Here is a 20,212-nt window from a genome sequence, read left to right as displayed (position 1 = left end):
TATGAAGCTGACTAAGTTTAAAACTCCTATCTATGGCGATCTTTTTCAACGAGTTGTTGTCCATTCCCTAGTGTTAACTTTTCTCGTACTTCTCTTATATAGTTCGTTATTTCCTATTACTTCCCTGGCTTTAGGATTCACTCTTGCTCTATGTGGCAGCATAGGAACATATGAATACGGAACTATGGCTAAAGTAAAACTAGGTTACACCTACCGCACGTATAGTGCTTGCGGCTCATTCATTTTTCTATTAATGAGCTTTTTTGCTATTCGCTGGCATCCGACTTTTCCTAATCTTTCTTTACTTTCTTGGGTTTTCCTTTTCTCCTGGCTAGTCATCCACACCTTTCAATCTAGGAAACGCTCACCCGGCCCGATAGAAACCACGGGAATTACTCTATTTGCTATTATGTATGTGAGCATCCCCCTACGTTTATTTTTAAATATTCTCTATGGATTTATTCATACTGAAGAACCTTTTTTAGGAGTTTGGTGGGCGAGTTTTCTGATTGCCGTAACAAAAGGTGCAGATATTTTCGGATACTTCTTTGGCAAGGCTTTGGGACAAAAGAAAATTTCTCCAGAAATTAGTCCAAATAAAACTATTGTCGGCTTTGTTGCCGGGTGTCTAGGAGCAACTTTAATTAGTATTCTATTCTTTTTACAAGTGCCTTCGCGTTTTAATCATTACATTACTATGCCCGGGATTCTTATTTTTCTGGGAATAATTTTAGGTATTAGTAGTTTTTTCGGTGATATTATAGAATCAATCTTCAAACGCGAAGCGCGGATGAAAGATAGCAACCGATTACAAGCAGTCGGGGGAATTTTGGATACGTTGGATTCTTTACTACTTTCGACTCCTATTCTATATGTTCTACTTGCTATTACTCAAAAAACTATGTTTATCGGATGATAATTACAATAGATGGTCCCTCGGGGACAGGAAAAAGTACTATAGCACAAGCTCTAGCTAAGGAGTTAGGTTTTAACTACTGCAACACTGGGGCTATGTACCGCGCACTAGCGTATACGCGATTACAAGACAATTGGTCGAATCTATCCATAAAAGAACTTCTCGCTCATCCTCCTTTTTCTTTTTCCTTTGTCCCCGGGCGGCCTTTGGAAGTTTTTTTAAATGGTCTGCAACTTACTACAGAATTAGGGACACAAGAAGTTGCTCGTATGGCATCACAACTTTCTCAGAATCCTGAAGTTCGTTCTTTTATGCAACAATTGCAAAAAAAATACGCTAAACTCGGCAATTGCATATTCGAAGGGCGCGACATGGGGTCGAAAGTTTTCCCTAATGCTGACATTAAAATCTTTTTAACAGCGAGGCCTGAAATCCGAGCATCGCGTAGGTTAAAAGATTTATCCGAAACTTCCTTATCAAAGGAAGAGCTGTTAAAAGAACTCCTCCAGCGTGATGAGGCAGATCGTCAACGTCAACTCGATCCCCTAGTCATTCCAGAAGGAGCTGTAATTTTAGATTCTTCAGAATTGACAATAAGCCAGGTTCTAAAGCAAATTTTAGCCTTAATTTCTCAAAAACAGTTATGATTTTTACCATTTGTAAATTCCTAACCCGTATTATATTTCTTCTTTTCTATAGGTTAAAAGTTTACGGAGTAAAGAAGAACTTAATTAAAGGAGCAGCTATTGTTGCTTCTAATCACAATTCCTATTTTGATCCCATCGCGATAGAATTGTCAGTACGAGGATGTCTATATCATTTAGCGCGGTCCACTTTGTTTAGTAATCCTGTAGTTTCTTGGCTACAAAAACAATGGGGGTGTTATCCTATTAAACGAGGTAAAGGGAATTCCGAAGCCTTTAAAGCTGCGTCTTACTTATTTAAAAAACAAAAAAAGCTAATTATCTATCCTGAAGGTGAGCGGAGCTCCACAGGGCAACTACTTCCTGGGAAAGTTGGCGTAGGCCTAATGGCAATCAAGACTCGCGTACCGGTAATTCCTGTATATATTGGTGGTACGTATGAAATTTTCAATCGCCATCAGAAGTTTCCTAAACTATGGAAAACAATTACCTGTATTTTTGGAACCCCTTTAACTTTTAATGATTTAATTGATAATGACTCTATCAATAAAAAAGAGGCATATCAAATCGCTACAGATAGAATCATGCAAAAGATCGCTGAGTTAAAATCTTGGTATGAAAACGGTTGTATAGGTGAGGTCCCTTAGTTAAAACATATGTCAACTCTTTTGTCTTTTTTATCTTCTTTGTGTACTACAGCAATACGTTCTGCCTTTCCTCAGATCAAGGATATTTCCCCTGATATCACGCAATCAACCAAAGATCTCTTCGGCCACTACCAATGTAATGATGCAATGAAACTTTCACGTACGTTACACATGGCTCCACGAGATATTGCACAAGCTATTATTCGATATATTCCTCAGGAAGCATTCTCTTCTATAGAAATTGCTGGTCCTGGGTTTATTAATTTTACTTTCTCTAAAGAATTCTTATCCCACGCCCTACATACATTTTCTCAAGATCTTTGCCAAGGATTCCGCGTTCCTTATCCTCAAAAGATCATTATTGACTTTTCTTCTCCTAATATTGCGAAAGACATGCATGTGGGGCACTTACGATCTACTATTATAGGGGATTGCCTAGCTCGTGTGTTTGCCTTCGTTGGTCATGAGGTGATTCGCCTGAATCATATTGGTGATTGGGGTACAGCTTTCGGCATGTTAATTACTTATCTTCAAGAACAGGGTGCTGAGAATATACATAACCTAGGAGATTTAACTGAATTATATAAACAGGCTCACATCCGTTTCTCTCAGGATGAGGATTTCAAAAAGCGTTCTCAACATAATGTTGTCGCCTTACAATCGGGAAATCCTCAAGCCTTACAGCTATGGAAATCCATCTGTGAAATCTCTGAACAAGAATTTCAGAAAATCTATACTATTTTAGACATCACTATCGAAAAACGTGGTGAATCCTTTTACAATGCTTTCCTTCCTGAAATTATACAAGATTTAGAAGATAAAAATTTAATCACCATCTCTGATCATGCTAAGTGTGTTTTCCATGAAGGATTTCCTATCCCTCTCATGGTACAAAAAAGTGATGGAGGATATAACTATGCTACTACAGATTTAGCTGCTATGCGCTATCGCGTACAACACGACCATGCAGATCGAATTATTATCGTTACTGACCTTGGCCAATCATTACATTTTCAATTAGTTGAAGCTACAGCATTAGCTGCAGGTTATCTTCCTCGTAAGGGAATATTTTCTCATGTAGGTTTTGGCCTTGTCTTGGATTCTACAGGGAAAAAATTTAAAACACGTTCTGGCACGAATATCAAACTCAAAGAACTACTCGATACAGCTATAAATCAAGCTGAAGCTACACTAAAAAAACACCGCCCTGATATGTCGGAAGAGGAAATTAAAGAACGTGCTCCTATTTTAGGAATTAATGCGATTAAATATGCGGATCTCTCTTCTCATCGTACAAGTGATTATGTCTTTTCTTTTGACAAAATGCTACGCTTTGAAGGAAATACGGCTCTATTTCTACTGTATGCTTATGTACGTATTCAAGGAATTAAACGTCGTTTAGGAATTTTTCAATTAAGCCTAGAAGCTGAAGCAAATATTCAAGATCCCTCTGAAAAAGCATTGGCTATAGCTTTACTACGCTTTCCTGAAGCTATTGAAGCTACCCTGACTAGTCTATGTCCGCATATGCTTACGGATTACTTGTACATGTTAATCAATAAATTCAATGCTTTCTTCCGCGATTGTCATATTGAAGGATCACCTTACCAAAAAGAGCGCTTATACCTCTGTGCTCTTGTTGAAAAAACTTTAAAAACAGGAATGCAGTTATTGGGGTTACAAACACTGGATAAACTATAAAATAGCTGGCTCTACTAAATATATTTGCGCGCCCAGGGCTCTAAGCTTCTCTATCCAATTGTAATATCCCCGATCAAGTATCTGGATATTGTCTATTATAGAAGATCCTTTAGCGATGAGCGCAGCCATAATATAAGCAAATCCCGCACGAAGATCAGGAATAACTAAATGCGCTGCTTTCAAAGGCGTTCCTCCATGAATAACTGCACTATGAGGAAAGTTCCCTGTTGAATAACGGCACGCTTTTGAACTCAAGCATTGATGAAATAATTGACAACTCGCGCCCATTTTCTGTAATCCCTGGAGATATCCCAAACGATTTTCATGAACAGTTTCGTGAATCACAGAAGACCCCTGAGCTTGGGAAAGAAGGACAGAGAAAGGCTGCTGCCAATCGGTAACAAACCCCGGATGTACATCTGTCTCTACAACAATTCCTCCCCGTAAGGGGCCGTTATAAAAAAATTCAATGCCCTTATTCTGTACTGAAAATCCTCCCCCTACAGAGCGTAATGTCTTTAAAAAGGGAATCATGGTATCCTGAACAGCATTCTCAACAAAAACCCTCCCCCCAGTCACTACAGCTGCCATTCCAAATGACGCAGCCTCAATCTTATCGGAAATCACCCAATGATCCACCTCATAAAAATCTTTACAGCCAAAAATTTCAATGGTGCGATCATTTCCCGCTGTGATCTCTACCCCTGCTTTCTGCAAAAATAAAATAAGATCTAGAATCTCGACTTCTAAAGCTGCATTCTTAATTATTGTTCTTCCCTGAGCACGAGCAGCAGCTAAGATAAGATTTTCCGTAGCGCCTACAGAAGGATAAGGCAGAGTTACATAGGTGCCAAAAAGGCCTTGAGGAGCTCGTGCACAATATCTTTCCTGTCCCTCATCATAAAATACTTGGGCACCCAGTTTTTCCAATCCCTCGATATGAAAATTTAACGAACGCTCTCCGATCGCATCCCCCCCAATACTAGGAACCTGAATACCCTCGGGGCAACGAGCTATAAGAGCCCCCAATAATAAAATGGGGACACGATTTACTCGAGAAAACTGTGCTGACACCTGAGTCACATGGATCTCAGGAGTTTGAATTTCAATGATTTCTTCCTGTTTATCCCAAAGCACCTGAGAACCTAGGGATTGGCAAAGTTCTACTGTTAAACGAACATCGCCAATATCAGGAATATTACGTAATATGCATTTACGATTAGATAATAATGAAGCTACAAGCAACTTAGTTGCAGAGTTTTTTGCTCCAGAAACGCGTACTGCGCCTTGAAGTGAACATCCACCGAAGATCTCTGCTGCCAGCATATTCTTCTCCACTACTTTCTCATCATCTTTAAAGAAAAGTTAACCTTCTCTGAAGTTATTTTCCATATAAACTTTCCACGTTCTTGCAAAGAAATGTCGCTTAATTACAACAAGTAAACAAAACCTTATTTAAGATTTTAAAATAAAATAAAAGATAATAATAAATAGTTTCGTTTACAATTTAATTAAAATAAATATTGTTTATTTTAGTTGTAAATCATGACTTCTCCTATTAATAATAATACGTCTACGACAAGTATTACCACTACAACAACGGCTGCACCTACAGTAACAGTCTCAACGTTAGGGGATCATAGTATAACATCCGTTGGCTCAGGAGCTGCTGCAAGCACGGCTGAAAATGTAAGTTCTACAGCAGAATCAGTGGTTTCACAATCAGGATCCTCATCCTCAACAGATAGCGTAATTTTTACAAAAGAACATTCGGTTACGACAACAAGTTCAGGAACTACACAAACTACAGCTACAGCAGCTAGCCTTACGGGTAGACGTATTCTTCTTGGAGATCGCTCTAGAAGCGAAAGCACTTCAAGTAGTGATAGTGATAATTCTATATCCTCAGATAGTACAGTAGAAGGAGCACCAGGAGGAGAAAATCCTGTCAACACTGAGACAGATCTAGGAAATCTTGCAGGACTCAGAGGAACTGTAGTCACCGAAGGGGCAGAACGTGCTGAGGGGCCTGGAGGCCTCCCCGACCTGCAACTCCCTTCTTATGATCCTACAGACAAGAGTTCGATTTTAAAATTCCTTTCGACTCCTTCTGTACAAGCTAAGCTTGTCACTAAAGGAGGCCATATCGTCTATCGCGACCATGCACGAGGAAGTTTTATTTTTGTAAGAAATGGGGATTGGAGTACCGCGTGTTCAATAGCCGTTACTAATGGAAGAACCAAAGCTCCTATTACTGATGTTGGTGAATTAGACAGATGTGTCGCGCGGTTTTGTGTTGGTTATGAAACTTTCCAAGGTGATTTTGAAAACCGAGTACGCCCCAATATAGAAGGGCGCACAGGAGAAACTGGAGACTACTCTCATCTATTAATGAGTATGAAATTTAAAACTGTAGTTGTTTACGGTCCCTGGAATCAAAGGGAAGCTAGTGGTAATTATACTCCTTCTGTATGGCGCCGGGGAACAAAAGTAGAGTCTGGAGAAATTTGGGGTGACATGGGTGGATTTGATGGTATTAACTGGAATACCACAACACGTCCTCCACAAGATGATGGCATCTCCTTCGCTAGTGAAACACATAGGCCTTCGGGTGGGGTTCCCCCAACTCCTTCAGGAATACAAATACCTACAATTAATATTAATTTGGGAGGCATTCATACTCGTGTAGATGTTACTGGTGGAACAACCTCAACATCGGTATCCACAGGAGGAGCTACAGGTGATGATCAGGTATCCAATAATAATAATGTATCAGATGAAAATACTGGTAGCGTAGAAGAAACTAGCAGTGAATCCGCATTTATTTCTGAAGAGGGTAGTGGTGGCAAAGATGTCGAAGCAGGGCCTCCTCTACCCCCAGGGCCTCCCCCACCATCTCAAAAAGGCACAAATATTACGGGAATGTCATCACAAACCCTCACAGAAGTTTTATCTCATGTGAGACAACACTTAGACACTGTCTACGATCAAGAAGGTAACCATCACCAAGGGAACCAAGATTTAGGCACTGTAGTGAGAACAACAGAAAATGGAACCTGGCAACCTACAGTATTACTAAATAAAAATCCACAAACTGACAATACCAGCGAAACAAATAACGATAATGATGACCAAGGTCCAGGAGCACTACAGGGTAGTCCTAGTGATGTTAACCGTGATGCAAAGATTAGTGACTCTCAAGATTCCAGACGTATTGGGGGTGGGAACAACGATGATGATGAACTTACACATATTCTAAGTCATGTTCGTAGCCACCTAGATGTTGTCTATCCCCAAGAAAACGGAGGAAACGCAATTCCTGTGAATCAAAATCTGGGTAATGTTATTGATGCTGTGGAGTCAGGGAAAAAACCAGAACCTACTAAGCCGGAAACGATAACTATAGAAACAACAAGTCAAAGCTCTAGAACATCAAAAACAAATTCTACAGAAGAAGGGGTAAATACTAAAGGAAAGGGACCCAGAACTGACTCTAAACCAACAACATCGAAACTGATTACTCCTCAACAAGGTCCTGAACCCACACCTTTAGAGCATTTACTACCGAGACTAAGAGCCCATTTAGATCAAAGTTTTGATAGACAAGGAAATTTAATTGGAAATCGAGGAAAATCTGTGGGAGGGATTATTTCTGATTTCCGAGCAAGGACAGGATCAGGAGGTCTGGTCGGCTCCCTACTAGCCCACACTGTAGTGACTTCAACAACTCCACAACAGAGTGCAACTATAGAACAATTACCGCGCGCTCAAACAGCACAAGTACTCTCAGCAGAAGAAGGAGGATCTCAACTCAAGGAGGCCGCAGCAGAAGTAACTAGTAGCCTATCTTCATTATTAAGCGCAGCAACACCTGCAACAACAGGGAGAACGGTAAGCACACCAGAACCCGAGACACAAACAGCAGTTTCAGAGTCAGTAGGTGGAACCAGAGAAATGGCATCTCCTCTTTCAAGTGGATCTCCTTCAGAACTGCCTCAAGCAGCAGCAGCAGTCACTCAAACTTTAAGTGCTGTAGTTAATCGCCTCACTTTAATGCAAGCGGGACAAACGATGAACGAGGCTATTTCAAATGCAGAAGACTCCTCTTCTAACAGTCAAGGGTTACAACTTATGCAGGCAGCAAGGCAAGTAGCCCAGCAGCTATCGGCAACCTTAGATAAAGTAACAGAGTAAATTTCTTTTATAAAAGAAATTTACTCTCACATCAAAAAGGAAAACACTTTCTCTTACTTTTTCTATGGAAAAGCTTTATGCCATATTGTGATACACATCATCCACATCATCAATGTTTTCTAACCAGGTGACCAAAGCAAGATTAGCCTCCCCGTCTTTTTCATCACAATCTACAAGACGTAAGGGAAGATAAATAAGTTTTTCTTCAGAACAAGGGACTCCCAAAGCAACAAGCTTTTCTTTAATCGTAGCGAGTTCTGCAGGATCACAGAGAACAACAAAAAACTCTTCATCATCACTCTCTAAATCTTCGGCTCCTATATCAACGACATGAGAAAGAAGAGTAGATTCATCTATAGCATTTTTAGGAACGTAGCATGCGCCTTTCCTTGAGAAATTGTAAAGAACACTTCCAGGTTCTACTAGAGAACCTCCACGCTTATTCACTGCAATACGCATATCCGATGCTGTGCGATTTTTATTATCTGTCATCGCTTCAACAATAATTCCTACGCCTCCATAACCATAGAGCTCGTAGGTAACTGTTTCGAAGTTTTTTTGATCTGAACTCGAAGCCTTTTTTAAATTCCTTTCAATATTCTCATTAGGAATATTTTGATCTCGCGCTTTTTGTATAATAACTCGTAAGCGAGCATTCGTTTTCGGATCGGGCCCTCCACTTTTCACAGCAGCCATGAGTTCCTTTATCGTTCGCGAAAAAATTTTTCCTTTTTTATGATCCGCTCGTTCTTTACGATATTTGGTATTGGCCCACTTACTGTGTCCCGCCATGTTTCTTACCTATTCTTATGATTTTGTTTTCTTCAACAATACATATCTATTAGCTTTTTCCCAGGCGACAGCCTTTTCATACAAAGGGAAACGCCTTTCGTATTCCTTAAACTTTGTCCCATGAAAAATAGTTCTTCCTGAACCCGAATACTCATAAGGCACAACACTGTGAACCATTTCATGATATACAAGGTATTCCATAAAAAATAGAGGAATAGCTTTACGATCTAAAGAACGGTGGATACGAATAGCTTTTTCTTCTTCATGATACGACCCAAGAACTGCCTTACGCACAGATTTCGAGCGTTCTCGCCCGAACCATCCAATCGTCAATTGCAATTCCTCTTTAAAAAATCGTATATTTAAATCTTGATAGATTTTCTTTAAGTCAAAAACTTTACCGGGAGTACAATCTATGGGAAGAATCGACCGAGAGCGTGCTCTTGGATAGGGCAGTTCTTCCTCAGAAGGGGCTGAAGACAAAAACTGCTGAGAAAACTTCCTCAAAACATAACGAGTTTTTGAAAATATCATAGAAATTCCCTCGTAAAAAGAGATTCTTCTTATAGATCCTTCTCCATAGTAATCTTTGCAAGATAACCGATTTCATCCTTATAAAATCGCTTTTGTCTCCCTACTTCTATAAAACCAAAGCGCTTATATAAACTGATAGCCGGATTCTCCTCATATACCTCTAAGTAGAGAATCTCTAAATGGAAGCGTGTCTTTGCTAAATGGCACAAATTATTTAATAAAGCTGTGCCTATCCCCCGATTACGATAAGGCTCTCCCACAATAATTGAGATTAATGCATGGTGAGAAACTTTAATATAGGGATTTAAAATCAGTGTAGCAACCCCGGAAACTTCTCCTTTATACACAGCAGTTAAACTACTATGATAACGATAAAAACCTACCCAAAAATTCACACTATCACGAATTTCTGCTTCCGTTTTCAATGGGAACCCACGAAGAATCTTAGGGTCATTTAACCACTGCTGCATGTAAGTCCCATCACTAGGCAATGTATAACGGATTTCTAGTCCAGGAACTCCTGTCCCCTTATCTTCTTCCATCACGAGACTTCTCCGTATTCTACTAAATATGCTTTAATGAAATCATCTAATAACTCCCCATCCATCATTGCCTGTACATTTCCTGTCTCATATCCTGTGCGCACATCTTTTACCAAGGTGTAGGGATGAAAAACATAATTACGAATTTGTGAACCCCAAGCAATTTCTTTTTTATTTTTTCTATCAAGAAGTTGCTTTTCCAATCGCTCCTGAAGGATCTGTTGATATATCCGTGCTCGTAGCATTTTCATACAGCTTTCTCGATTTTGGATCTGACTACGTTCACTTTGACAAGACACAACAATACCCGTAGGTAAATGAGTAATCCGCACGGCAGAATCCGTCACATTGACGTGTTGCCCACCAGCCCCAGAAGAACGGTACGTATCAATACGCAAGTCATTCTGACGAATATCAATTTCTATCCGGTCATCAATTTCAGGATATACATCCACAGAAGCAAAACTTGTATGACGCTTTGCATTGCTATCAAAAGGAGAAATACGAACTAACCGATGTACTCCACGCTCTGCCTTAGCATACCCATAAGCATACTCTCCAGAAATCTTCATGGTAATATGCTTTATGCCCGCAACATCACCATCCAAACGATCGATACTTTCCACACGCCATTGATGACTGGCTGCCCAACGAACATACATCCGATAAAGCATCTCTACCCAATCACAAGACTCTGTTCCTCCTGCCCCTGCATTAATCGTCAGAAAACATGCATTTTTATCTACTTCTCCAGATAATAAACGTTGTGTTTCCCACTCAGCAAGGATACGCTCGCAATAGGCAAATTCTTTTTCTAAATCTTTCCGAAACTCTGGATTCGCAATAGCATCATTATCATTTAAGAAAAAAGCAAGATCTTCTACCTTTTGCTTTAATTCATGGTAACTAGAAATTTGACGTCTTAAAAACGAAATACGTTCAGAAACTTTTCCTGCCTGAGAGGCATCTTGCCAAAACCCCTCACACAAAGTCTTCTCTTCAAGTTGTGTTAGTTCTTGTGTCTTACTTGTGAGGTCAAAAAAACCTCCTGGCCAAATCTAAGCCTACCAATAGAGCTTCCAACCGCTTATCTAAACTTTCATGCATATGAAGAAATCTCAGTATCTCGTAACTGGCTAGGATTCTAGAAAAGGAAAAATAATAAAGTCAATAAGTCTATATAACACAAATTTTTCTACTACATTCCCCCCAATTTCCCCTCCAAAATACAATTCTTAAAAAAGCTATCAAGCAAAGAAGAACCGCAAACTAAATTTGTTTTGACGAGAAACCTTCTTGAAAGATAAAAAAGTTGTGATGAAGAGCTTAGGTCTCTTCGTACCACCTTTACTAGGAGTAATCGATGAGTGAAAAAAATAAAAACTCTGCTTTTATGAACCCTGTCAATATTTCCTCTGAATTGGCAGTTATTGTTGGCAAGGGACCTATGCCCCGCACTGAAATTGTGAAAAAAGTTTGGGAATATATTAAAAAACATAACTTACAAGACCCAAAGAATAAACGAAATATCCTTCCGGATAGCAATCTAGCTAAAGTCTTTGGTTCGTCAAGCACAATGGATATGTTCCAAATGACAAAAGCTCTCTCTAAACATATCACAAAATAAAATCAGCATAGCAATTCTTTCGTGGGCTCCTCGTCCTAATAAGACGAGGGGGAAATTTTTTATAGTATCAATAGTATCATTGTGGGATTTACTATTTTATCCTCAGCAGCAGTTTCTTTGGCTGTCTTTTCTTGGGCTAATTTTATAGAGCCAAATCATTTGAAAACATCTCATCTTACCTGGAAATTGCCAAAAAAGTATGCCTATTTACACGGCTTACGCATCGTACATATTTCTGATCTCCATTTCCAAAAGAATGTGCCCTCCAGATTTCTTAAAAAAGTTTCTAAACAAATCACTGACCTCTCTCCCGATATTCTTATATTTTCTGGAGACTTTATTTGCCGCTCGCAGATGGAACATAAGGGACGATTAGAAGCTTTCCTAAATACTCTTCATGCTCCTTTAGGAGTATACGCTTCCCTAGGGAATCATGATTATCAAGAATATGTTTCCAGGAATACCCAAGGAAATATCGACATCATTCCCAAAAGTAAAAGTCAACCTTTGAAACGCGCATATGTCTCAATTGCTCAAGGACTTTTTGGTTCAAATCACTACTATTTTGCAGAAAAACTACAACCACAACCTCCCCATCAAGAATTAATCCACGTATTAAAAAATACTCCTATTCGTCTGCTACATAATGAAAGTTACGTAATTCCTGATATGATCAATGTTGTGGGGTTAGGCGATCTCTTTGCTAAACAATTCTGTCCCCAACACGCGTTTACTAACTACAACCCCACGTTACCGGGTATTATCCTTTCTCATAATCCGGATACCGCGCATACACTAGCAGATTATCCCGGAGACTTTATTTTTTCAGGGCATACCCATGGATCACAAATCTGGCTTCCTTGGCCAAAAATTGCCAATAAAATGTTAAACAAAATTTCAGGATTAGAAAATCCTCACTTAATACGCGGGCTTTTCCTATTACCTGACGGAAAAACACAATTATATGTAAATCGTGGCTTAGGAGGATTAAAACGACTCCGATTGCTATCTCCTCCAGAAATTTGTTTACTCAGGTGTATCTATGGACACTAACTGCTCGTTAGTTCTGCTTAGTGGAGGAAAAGGCACACGCTTCAAAGCTTCTCAGCCCAAACAGTACTTCCCTTTACAAGGGAAACCTCTGGTTCTTCATGCTTTAGATGCAGCTTTACAAATCAAAGAAATTACCGAAATTATTGTTGTCAGCCACCCAGACTATTATGATGTTTTCTCCCCCTATCCTATAAAGCTAGCACCCGCAGGAATCCTCCGCCAAGACTCTGTCCTTTCAGGACTACAAAAAGTTTCTCATCCTTGGGTGCTCATTCATGATGGTGTACGTCCCTTTCTCTATCCAGATGATATCTCTCAACTTTTAAAAAAAGCACAGGAAACAGGCGCTGCAGCCCTAGCTTCCGAAATTCCCTACACTATAAAACAACGCGATCCTGTGAAAACAATTAACCGAGATCAGCTAGCCATGATTCACACACCACAATGCTTAAAAACCACTACTCTTGTAGAAGGGATTTCTTTTGCGCAAAAACACCACCTAATCCTTAACGACGATACACAAGCTGCTGAACTCCTAGGCATGCCGATTTCTTTAGTGTTCACGTCTCATCCACAAATTAAAATTACCTATCCTAAAGATTTAGCCATAGCCCAAGCATTACTATGACTCGCGTTGTTTTACTCATTGCCTATCAAGGAACTGCCTATGCTGGATGGCAAAGACAACCTAATGCTCTCTCAGTTCAAGAAGTATTGGAAACAGCATTATCCCGCGTTATTGGCCGTCCTCTTGTTGTCACGGCCTCAGGAAGAACAGATGCTGGTGTCCATGCTTACGGTCAAGTCGCCCATTTCTCGCAACCCGATCATCCGGCATTTGCACAAGCTGCACAAATAAAAAAAATGCTCAATGCTCTCCTGCCCAAAGATATTGTTATTCGTGATGTCGTCATCACCAACACAAATTTTCACTCACGTTTTCATGTTGTGGCTAAAGAATACCGCTACTCTCTAACACGCCTAAGCAAGCCGCTTCCTTGGCAACGTTATTTTTATTATTCTCCTCGGCATATTTTAAAAACTGATCTTATGCGTCAAGGCGCTCAATACCTACTAGGAACTCACGATTTTGCTTCTTTCGCTAACCTAGGACGAGAATATACTTCTACAGTAAGGACCTTATTCGCCTTGGATATCATTGAGGAAAACGACACAGTAATAATTATCTGTAAAGGCAATGGCTTTTTATACAAAATGGTAAGAAATATTGTTGGATCGCTTCTAGATATTAGCAGACAAAAGTACCCCCCAGAATTTCTAATAGAAATCTTAAATAAGAAAAATCGCAGACAAGGTCCCCCAGCAGCACCTAGCTATGCTTTATCTTTGCATCATACTTGCTATCGTCAACCCTACCAGTGGTTTTGTTCACCTACATGTGCCATTAAATCACAGAAAGATGGGAAATAATACAACTCTTTGTCATAAAAATCCTGATGACTCGCAATCGAAAATGTACACTTAGAATTAATACCTACCAAAGCTGCTGGAATTCCTGCAAGAGCACGCAGACCCTTGACACTATCTTCAAAACCAATAACTCTTTCTCCTTCACGAACAAAATTCTGGTATGCATAGCAATAGCTATCACTATAAGGCTTAGGACGCTCATAGTCTTCACGAGTCACGAAAAATTGAAAATGTGCAAAAATTGGAAACATATCATAAAAACGCTCTACAGAAATGCGTGAAGAATTCGTCACCACCCCCAGAGTTTTTTTTTGCTTACTTAACAAGTCTAAAAACTCCTTAACTCCTGGTAAGAGCCTAGGGACCTCGGTAGAAAGAAACCGTTGGTAAAATTTCTCTCTTTCATAAAAACACTGCGGAAACAATGTCTGCATTTCTGGGAAACGAGTGACTATTTCTTTTTGGAATGCGTCCCTACCTAACATAGCGAATCGATAATACGTAAGGAAATCTATCGTGATGTTTACGTTATACTGACGACATACTGACAAAAAAGCACGGTAATACAGAGGTTCTGTATCCACAAGCAAACCATCTAAATCAAAAAAAAATACCTGGTAGTCCTGAATATGTAGAGTCACTGAAATCTCACTCCCATAAAAAGCCTATTAAACATAAAACCCTAACTCAAAATAAAAGATAATCTAAGGCGACCTACGAAAATTAAGCCATTATTTTTTATAAAATAGTATAATGATCCTTATGAGAAGACACTGTCTCCTTCTACTACTGTATATATTATGCGGATGCTCATCATCCTCTACAACTCGGAATATTCACTCCGGAAGAATTACGTCACAGCAAGGATACCCAGTAATTCTCTATCCTCAAGAAAAAGAATGTCCTTCTCCCCAATACCCATGGCCTTCCCTAAAAAAACCAATCATTACCACGTATTCCTTTTACTGTCGCGGAACCTCTCAATTCCTAGAAACAGAAACTGATATTCTCTATGACTGCGATGGTTTTACCCATAGTTTATGTAAAAATTTTCCTTTCCACCCACGACTTATTGATATTACACGTGTTTTAAATAAACAGTATTCCCTTTCCATTCGCGAAGGCTTTTGTTGTCAGAAACACCTAAATTTTCTTCAGGCTTTGGGAATAGCTTTGCCTAAGAAACATCTCCAAGGAAATGCTGTCCGTATCTGGATTTCTGAAACTCCCTCTGTAGAGGAGCTAAACCGCGCGCTACTTTCCTTATACAAAAAAACTTCCACCTATCCCATGACCATCGAGTTCTCTACTACAAATACAACATTGAGTAACGGAGAATTTTTCATTACACTAACTCCAGAAAATTTAGGTACTCTGCTATCCATCGAGCTTCTATACGACATAGAAACCCCCCAGAAAATTTCTTCCTCGCTATCTCATGTAAATTAAGAGATTTCCCTTGCGATTATTAGAAACGAACCCGTAAATTATACTCCAGTTAGTTACTATGCCGGCGTGGCGGAATGGTAGACGCGGTAGACTCAAAATCTACTCTTAGCAATAAGGTGTTGGTTCGAGTCCAATCGCCGGCATAGGTTTCTTCCTTGTTTTTTTCATGTTGCTAATAAATGCACGAGTAGTTTTTTTAAGGAAAAGCTACGTGCGAATCTCTAGTCTTTTATGAAAGAACAAGCTCTCCTTTTACTTTTAAAAAAAAAGAAAGGATTTTTCCTTGCTATTCTTGATCTTACCAAATCAGAGTCGTCTCTATCTACAACAGAGCTAGAAAAAGTATTACGGCAGAAAAAAATCCTTTTATCCTGTATAGAAAAAGTTGATACCAAAATTAAAGAATTTCGGTGTTGTTTTACCTCTGTTCTCCCTCAAGATATTCAAGAAGAACTCATGGAAATCCAAAAAATCATTACTCAAATTCTTGACGCAGACAAAATCAATTACCTGCAGAAAAAAAAGGAGTTAGGAATTTATGAACAACAACGATACACATAATTCCTGTTCTTCAACTCACGAGTTAATAGAAATCAAAACCCGCATTACTCAATCATACAAACAAGCAGATACTATTCTTACCTCAATTCCTGATGGAATTATTTTATTATCAGAATCTGGTCATGTTCTTATTTTCAATTCCCAAGCTAGAGAAATCCTAGGGGTGCCTGAAAATTTACATATTCTTGAACAACCATTTACAGACTTCTTCCCTGATATGTTTTTCGGATTTTCCATTACAGAAGCTCTCAGTTCATTACCTCTACCTAAAACCTTACGAGTCACTCTATCAAAGAATAACCAAGACTGTGAAACAGAAATTTTCGTAAAAAAAAACTCATCTAATGGATATTTATTTATTTTAATTCGCGACCGCTCGGAATATAAACAATTAGAGAATGCTATAGAAAAGTATAAAAATATCGCTGAGTTAGGTAAAATGACTGCTACTCTAGCCCATGAAATTCGCAATCCTCTAAGTGGAATTGCGGGATTTGCTGCTCTATTAAAAGAGGAGCTGCCTTCCTTGCGACACCAACGTATGCTGTCTTCTATCATTGAAGGGACACGTTCTCTAAGTACTCTTGTCTCTTCCATGCTTGAATATACAAAATCCCAACCGTTAAATTTAAAAATTATCGATCTTCAAGAGTTTTTTTCCTCTCTTATTCCTTTACTATCAATTACCTTCCCTTCGTGCCAATATCAACGAGAAACTACGCTGCCTTTAATCCGCTCTATAGACCCTGATAGAATCAACAGTGTAGTGTGGAATTTAGTAAAAAATGCTGCAGAAGCTACAGATCTACCGATGACATTAACATTACATACATCTGGGGACATTTCTGTAACAAATCCAGGGACACTGCCCGCTTCTATTATGGATAAGCTGTTTACACCCTTCTTTACAACAAAAACACGAGGCAATGGTCTTGGATTAGCCGAAGCTCTTAAAATTATGCGTTTACACGGAGGCGACATCCACGTGGAAAATAGCCAAGAACAAGTCACCTTTATTTTGAAAATTCCCTATTTGTAAAAAGTTATAAATCCTTAGGAGCTTGCCATCGAGATGACGAATACCTTTGGGATAGGGTAGCTAAATAAGCTTGGATGGATATTGTACTGAATACAACCTCACTAACACTATGGACATCGATAAGCTCTGGTCCATCTAGCAAACTTCGGATATGCAACAACTTCTTAACAGCTTGTACCACACGATCCCAAGAAACATTTTTAAAGGTAGAATAAGCAAAACTCCCTAAAGGATGCGCAATCCCTTGTCTACCACCAATACTTCCCAAAACTAAAGGAAGATTTCCCGAAAAATAGGATAATGTCTGGAAATAGGCCCGTTCTTTCGGTAAAAGAACACCAAAGGCTCCCTCCGGGCCTTCACACATATTCTGTAATAACTCAAATAAAAAAGCTCTCCAACGTGTAGAAGAATTAAAAATAGGAAGATGCGTAATATAAGGATAGCATTCCTCCAGCCACTCTTTTAAGGTGACTATTGCAGAACTTAATGCGGGGAACTCGTTTTCTAATTTAGACAATCCTTCTGATGAATTCTCTAGTACGGATTCCCGAACCAACTCCTTAGTTATTTTCACTAACGCCTGCACTTGATCAAAAGAAAAATGCCCTAATAAAGCAAATAACCACTCACGGAAACAACGATTACGCACAAGTACACGTTTTTCTTCCTCGGTACCTCCCCATCCTTCTTCCTCTAAGTTCACTCCTGGACGTAATAAACTACAGGAAATCTCAGCACCTAAACATCCAAAAAATCGAGGAGAAACAAATGCAAGTAGTCTATCACAGGGGAACCCCTTGATCTCCTCCTTGACACCTTCCTTAATATAAGGAGAATAAGAAATTAATTGTGATGCTAGCATGCGTAAAGCACCTTCTTCACTACCTTCAGCTAGTGTGAATGCTTCCTGAAGCTGAGTTGTTAGCTGCCGATTTATCGATTGTAAATCCACTACCTCTTCAGCATGGGAAAGATATCTTCGCAAAGCCTCTTCTTCTAACCGAGTTTTTTCCTGATTTAATTGTTCTACCTCAGAGTGATAACGTTGGCTTAATTCTTGCAGCTCTTGCAAAAGTCGTTCTTTTTCTCTTCCTAATTCATGAGAAGATTCTGCTGCAGCAAGATTTTGCTCTATAGCTTTCCTCATTTGCGCTTCAAGTGCCATATAATCATTTTCTAACCGGGATACTAGCTTTTGTAATGATTGATAGGAAACCAATAAGCCCTTGTGATCTGCCATACCTTCTTTTAAAGTACTAACCTCTTCTTCAGAAGAAGAAAGCTGATCCCGTAGTACTATCACTTCACTCCTGCTTTGCATCAATTCATTATCTTTCAACAACATCTCTCCTACTAAACTTTGGATCTTCTCTTGCGCATCACGCATAGTAATTTCAGATAAGTGTAAGTTATCCAGGAGTTCTCTTTTTTCTTTTTCAAGAGCTTGCATATGCTTTTGTGCCTGAGCCAATTCCTCTGTAAGGCGATGTACTTGCTCACTTTCCCAATAATACATTGTATCTCGCAGCTGAGTGTTTTCTTCCTTCAAAGCACGCTCTTGAGCAAGTTTACAGTCTAGCTGCTCCTTCTGCTCATGAATCTTCTTCTCAAGGACACGCTGCTGCCGTTCTAAAGCATCAATCAATAACTGATCCTGATGCTGTTGTTGCATTTTCTCTTCCAAGCGAGCATTGATTTCACCAATTTCTCTAAGAAGATTTTTACTATTCGTAATTTTCTCTTGCAGATCTTCTATCGTCTTTTTCTTAGATTCCACCTCCTCACGTAAACTCTGGAGCTCCTTTATAGTGGCGGCACTTAAAGGAAAGGACTCTTTCAATTGGTCCATTGCCTCACTTAGTCTATCTACTTCTTGAGTTAAAGCAAGTATCGCCGACTCCTTGCTTTGTAGATCTTCACGCAATCGCTGTATAACAAACTTCGCATCAAAATAGTGCGACTTGTAATCACGCTTTAATAAGACAGTTGCCGTCTCCATATCTAAAATACTTTGAATCGCTTTATCCAAATGCAAACGCTGTTGCATTAAATCTTGCTGATGTGAGGAAGACGAAATGAATTTATTGTATCCATCAGCCAGCTTACTTAATAAGTGATTGCGCTCCTGTAATAAATCCTGAAGAGCAAAGGTAGCCGTTTGTTTCGATTCACTAAAACCTAAAGATTCTTCTTCTCCTATTTGCTGTTCTACTTGACGAATTTGTTGAGAAAGAACTTTTAATTTTTCTCTCAGTTCCTCAATAACTTCCATGTTCTTACTTCTAGAAGCATCTAAATCTACTATCTGCTGTATTAATAAATTCCTATCGCTTTCCAACTGCAATAAACGCTGATCATTCGCACTACCAATCACACTATGATCACCATAGCAACTGTACAAAGCCCCTAACTCACTACTTACACGTTCCTGAATCTCACGAAGTTCCGATAAATCAAATAATAACTGATGTCTGTCCTCAGCTTCTTGTGATAATAAGGCATAAAAAGATCTCTCCTGCTCACGTAATTCCTTATCAAAAGTTGCTAACATCACCTCTTTTTCTCGGATGGTTGTCAACGCATCCTCTCCCCTAGGCTCACCTACACTAGGAGTACGTGCTTCTAACATATGACGGAGCTTATCTTGTAAATCACGAATACTTATACGAGGTGGTATAAATCTTTTAGAAAGGCGGATAGCTAAGCCTAGGGAAATACCGGTAATTAAAAGAACAGTTCCTATAGCCACACAAGCTATGCCTATAAAGGTTACAGTTAATTCGGGCAACAAGGTTAAACTTAATAAACCCAGAGAAATGGAACAAATACCCAAAACTAAACTTACTATACATGAAAGGGCCTGACAACGTGATTCCTCTTGTTCTTTAGGAGTTAAATCAGAAAACAAGGATAAAGAGGGTCGTTTCTCTAATGCCGTGATTGCAGGAGATCCACTGATCGCATTTGACGCCATATATAAAACCCAAACAGCAATTAACACAAAAAAGTTTATAGCCGAAAATAGTTGAAAATCAATAAAAAAACTTAATCAGTCAGAAACGACTAGAAAATAAAAATT

18 protein-coding genes, 1 tRNA gene and 1 pseudogene are annotated in these 20,212 nt (G+C 39.2%); 13 read left to right on the top strand and 7 right to left on the bottom strand.

What is annotated here, in order from left to right:
• Position 1: 1 nt before the first annotated feature.
• The 4 genes from M787_RS02810 to argS are packed head-to-tail and all read left to right on the top strand — an operon-like array spanning position 2 to position 3,908.
• Positions 2-916, top strand: coding sequence for a phosphatidate cytidylyltransferase (locus M787_RS02810; RefSeq protein ID WP_021828946.1), 915 nt, complete (start codon positions 2-4; stop codon positions 914-916).
• Positions 913-1,563, top strand: coding sequence for a (d)CMP kinase (gene cmk, locus M787_RS02805; RefSeq protein WP_021828945.1), 651 nt, complete (start codon positions 913-915; stop codon positions 1,561-1,563). Before M787_RS02810 ends, cmk begins: the two co-directional genes overlap by 4 nt.
• Positions 1,560-2,207 (top strand): lysophospholipid acyltransferase family protein, encoded by a 648-nt coding sequence (locus tag M787_RS02800; protein WP_021828944.1) that lies wholly within the window; start codon positions 1,560-1,562, stop codon positions 2,205-2,207. Before cmk ends, M787_RS02800 begins: the two co-directional genes overlap by 4 nt.
• A 9-nt stretch (positions 2,208-2,216) precedes the next feature.
• Positions 2,217-3,908 carry an arginine--tRNA ligase gene (argS, locus tag M787_RS02795; RefSeq protein ID WP_021828943.1) on the top strand — a complete coding sequence of 564 codons (1,692 nt, stop codon included), beginning with the start codon at positions 2,217-2,219 and terminating at the stop codon, positions 3,906-3,908.
• Here argS and murA read toward each other — a convergent pair.
• Positions 3,903-5,234 carry a UDP-N-acetylglucosamine 1-carboxyvinyltransferase gene (gene murA, locus M787_RS02790; RefSeq protein ID WP_021828942.1) on the bottom strand — a complete coding sequence of 444 codons (1,332 nt, stop codon included), beginning with the start codon at positions 5,232-5,234 and terminating at the stop codon, positions 3,903-3,905. The two genes, argS and murA, sit on opposite strands and share 6 nt — an antisense overlap.
• Positions 5,235-5,453: 219 nt before the next feature.
• Between murA and tarP the strand changes: the two genes are divergently transcribed.
• Positions 5,454-8,102, top strand: coding sequence for a type III secretion system actin-recruiting effector Tarp (gene tarP / locus M787_RS02785; protein ID WP_021828941.1), 2,649 nt, complete (start codon positions 5,454-5,456; stop codon positions 8,100-8,102).
• A gap of 75 nt (positions 8,103-8,177) precedes the next feature.
• Here tarP and M787_RS02780 read toward each other — a convergent pair whose 3' ends face one another.
• The 4 genes and pseudogenes from M787_RS02780 to prfB form a co-directional block, all read right to left on the bottom strand.
• Positions 8,178-8,894 (bottom strand): YebC/PmpR family DNA-binding transcriptional regulator, encoded by a 717-nt coding sequence (locus M787_RS02780; protein WP_021828940.1) that lies wholly within the window; start codon positions 8,892-8,894, stop codon positions 8,178-8,180.
• A pseudogene (locus tag M787_RS02775) lies at positions 8,878-9,428 on the bottom strand (hypothetical protein). Before M787_RS02775 ends, M787_RS02780 begins: the two are co-directional and overlap by 17 nt.
• A gap of 29 nt (positions 9,429-9,457) precedes the next feature.
• On the bottom strand, positions 9,458-9,970 hold the full coding sequence (locus tag M787_RS02770; protein ID WP_021828938.1) for a GNAT family N-acetyltransferase: 513 nt from the start codon (positions 9,968-9,970) through the stop codon (positions 9,458-9,460).
• Positions 9,970-11,077 (bottom strand): peptide chain release factor 2 gene (gene prfB, locus M787_RS02765; RefSeq protein ID WP_169814965.1). Its coding sequence is split into 2 segments (ribosomal slippage): positions 9,970-11,019 and positions 11,021-11,077, totalling 1,107 coding nucleotides; the frame shifts between segments, so codons are not numbered across the junction. Before prfB ends, M787_RS02770 begins: the two co-directional genes overlap by 1 nt.
• A gap of 256 nt (positions 11,078-11,333) precedes the next feature.
• Here prfB and M787_RS02760 point away from each other — a divergent pair.
• The 4 genes from M787_RS02760 (at position 11,334) to truA (ending at position 14,081) form a co-directional block, all read left to right on the top strand.
• Positions 11,334-11,597 carry an SWIB/MDM2 domain-containing protein gene (locus tag M787_RS02760; RefSeq protein WP_021828936.1) on the top strand — a complete coding sequence of 88 codons (264 nt, stop codon included), beginning with the start codon at positions 11,334-11,336 and terminating at the stop codon, positions 11,595-11,597.
• A 78-nt stretch (positions 11,598-11,675) separates the two neighbouring features.
• The gene (gene lpxG, locus M787_RS02755; RefSeq protein ID WP_034734542.1) at positions 11,676-12,650 is read left to right on the top strand and encodes a UDP-2,3-diacylglucosamine diphosphatase LpxG; all 975 of its coding nucleotides are present in this window, start codon (positions 11,676-11,678) and stop codon (positions 12,648-12,650) included.
• A complete protein-coding gene (gene ispD / locus M787_RS02750) occupies positions 12,640-13,278 on the top strand; it encodes a 2-C-methyl-D-erythritol 4-phosphate cytidylyltransferase (RefSeq protein ID WP_021828934.1) in 639 nt (212 codons plus the stop codon). The genes lpxG and ispD overlap by 11 nt, the downstream gene beginning before the upstream one ends.
• The gene (gene truA, locus M787_RS02745) at positions 13,275-14,081 is read left to right on the top strand and encodes a tRNA pseudouridine(38-40) synthase TruA (protein ID WP_021828933.1); all 807 of its coding nucleotides are present in this window, start codon (positions 13,275-13,277) and stop codon (positions 14,079-14,081) included. The genes ispD and truA overlap by 4 nt, the downstream gene beginning before the upstream one ends.
• Here the strand turns inward: truA and M787_RS02740 are convergent.
• Positions 14,024-14,722, bottom strand: coding sequence for an HAD family hydrolase (locus M787_RS02740; protein ID WP_021828932.1), 699 nt, complete (start codon positions 14,720-14,722; stop codon positions 14,024-14,026). The genes truA and M787_RS02740 overlap by 58 nt on opposite strands.
• Positions 14,723-14,843: 121 nt before the next feature.
• Here M787_RS02740 and M787_RS02735 point away from each other — a divergent pair, with 121 nt between their 5' ends.
• The 4 genes from M787_RS02735 to M787_RS02720 all read left to right on the top strand — a co-directional run bounded on the left by M787_RS02735 (position 14,844) and on the right by M787_RS02720 (position 17,130).
• A complete protein-coding gene (locus M787_RS02735; protein WP_021828931.1) occupies positions 14,844-15,530 on the top strand; it encodes a hypothetical protein in 687 nt (228 codons plus the stop codon).
• Between the two features lie 60 nt (positions 15,531-15,590).
• Positions 15,591-15,673 (top strand) — tRNA-Leu (locus tag M787_RS02730).
• 88 nt (positions 15,674-15,761) lie between these two features.
• Positions 15,762-16,091: a hypothetical protein gene (locus tag M787_RS02725; RefSeq protein ID WP_021828930.1), complete on the top strand. Its 330-nt coding sequence runs from the start codon at positions 15,762-15,764 to the stop codon at positions 16,089-16,091.
• The gene (locus M787_RS02720; RefSeq protein WP_021828929.1) at positions 16,069-17,130 is read left to right on the top strand and encodes a two-component system sensor histidine kinase NtrB; all 1,062 of its coding nucleotides are present in this window, start codon (positions 16,069-16,071) and stop codon (positions 17,128-17,130) included. The genes M787_RS02725 and M787_RS02720 overlap by 23 nt, the downstream gene beginning before the upstream one ends.
• A gap of 4 nt (positions 17,131-17,134) precedes the next feature.
• Here M787_RS02720 and M787_RS02715 read toward each other — a convergent pair whose 3' ends face one another.
• Complete coding sequence (locus M787_RS02715; RefSeq protein ID WP_040429841.1) at positions 17,135-20,107, bottom strand: coiled-coil domain-containing protein; 2,973 nt, start codon at positions 20,105-20,107, stop codon at positions 17,135-17,137.
• Positions 20,108-20,212 lie beyond the last annotated feature (105 nt).

The sequence above is a fragment of the Chlamydia gallinacea 08-1274/3 genome (assembly GCF_000471025.2).
GTDB lineage: Bacteria > Chlamydiota > Chlamydiia > Chlamydiales > Chlamydiaceae > Chlamydia > Chlamydia gallinacea.
This window is presented reverse-complemented; position numbering and strand designations above follow the sequence as displayed.

Excerpts from the sequence above, each read along its gene's own strand:
- cmk (WP_021828945.1), top strand. The coding sequence starts at position 913 with ATGATAATTACAATAGATGGTCCCTCGGGGACAGGAAAAAGTACTATA.
- M787_RS02725 (WP_021828930.1), top strand. The coding sequence starts at position 15,762 with ATGAAAGAACAAGCTCTCCTTTTACTTTTAAAAAAAAAGAAAGGATTT.
- M787_RS02810 (WP_021828946.1), top strand. The coding sequence starts at position 2 with ATGAAGCTGACTAAGTTTAAAACTCCTATCTATGGCGATCTTTTTCAA.
- ispD (WP_021828934.1), top strand. The coding sequence starts at position 12,640 with ATGGACACTAACTGCTCGTTAGTTCTGCTTAGTGGAGGAAAAGGCACA.
- murA (WP_021828942.1), bottom strand. The coding sequence starts at position 5,234 with ATGCTGGCAGCAGAGATCTTCGGTGGATGTTCACTTCAAGGCGCAGTA.
- truA (WP_021828933.1), top strand. The coding sequence starts at position 13,275 with ATGACTCGCGTTGTTTTACTCATTGCCTATCAAGGAACTGCCTATGCT.
- argS (WP_021828943.1), top strand. The coding sequence starts at position 2,217 with ATGTCAACTCTTTTGTCTTTTTTATCTTCTTTGTGTACTACAGCAATA.
- M787_RS02760 (WP_021828936.1), top strand. The coding sequence starts at position 11,334 with ATGAGTGAAAAAAATAAAAACTCTGCTTTTATGAACCCTGTCAATATT.
- M787_RS02780 (WP_021828940.1), bottom strand. The coding sequence starts at position 8,894 with ATGGCGGGACACAGTAAGTGGGCCAATACCAAATATCGTAAAGAACGA.
- M787_RS02720 (WP_021828929.1), top strand. The coding sequence starts at position 16,069 with ATGAACAACAACGATACACATAATTCCTGTTCTTCAACTCACGAGTTA.
- tarP (WP_021828941.1), top strand. The coding sequence starts at position 5,454 with ATGACTTCTCCTATTAATAATAATACGTCTACGACAAGTATTACCACT.
- M787_RS02735 (WP_021828931.1), top strand. The coding sequence starts at position 14,844 with ATGAGAAGACACTGTCTCCTTCTACTACTGTATATATTATGCGGATGC.
- M787_RS02800 (WP_021828944.1), top strand. The coding sequence starts at position 1,560 with ATGATTTTTACCATTTGTAAATTCCTAACCCGTATTATATTTCTTCTT.
- M787_RS02715 (WP_040429841.1), bottom strand. The coding sequence starts at position 20,107 with ATGGCGTCAAATGCGATCAGTGGATCTCCTGCAATCACGGCATTAGAG.
- M787_RS02770 (WP_021828938.1), bottom strand. The coding sequence starts at position 9,970 with ATGGAAGAAGATAAGGGGACAGGAGTTCCTGGACTAGAAATCCGTTAT.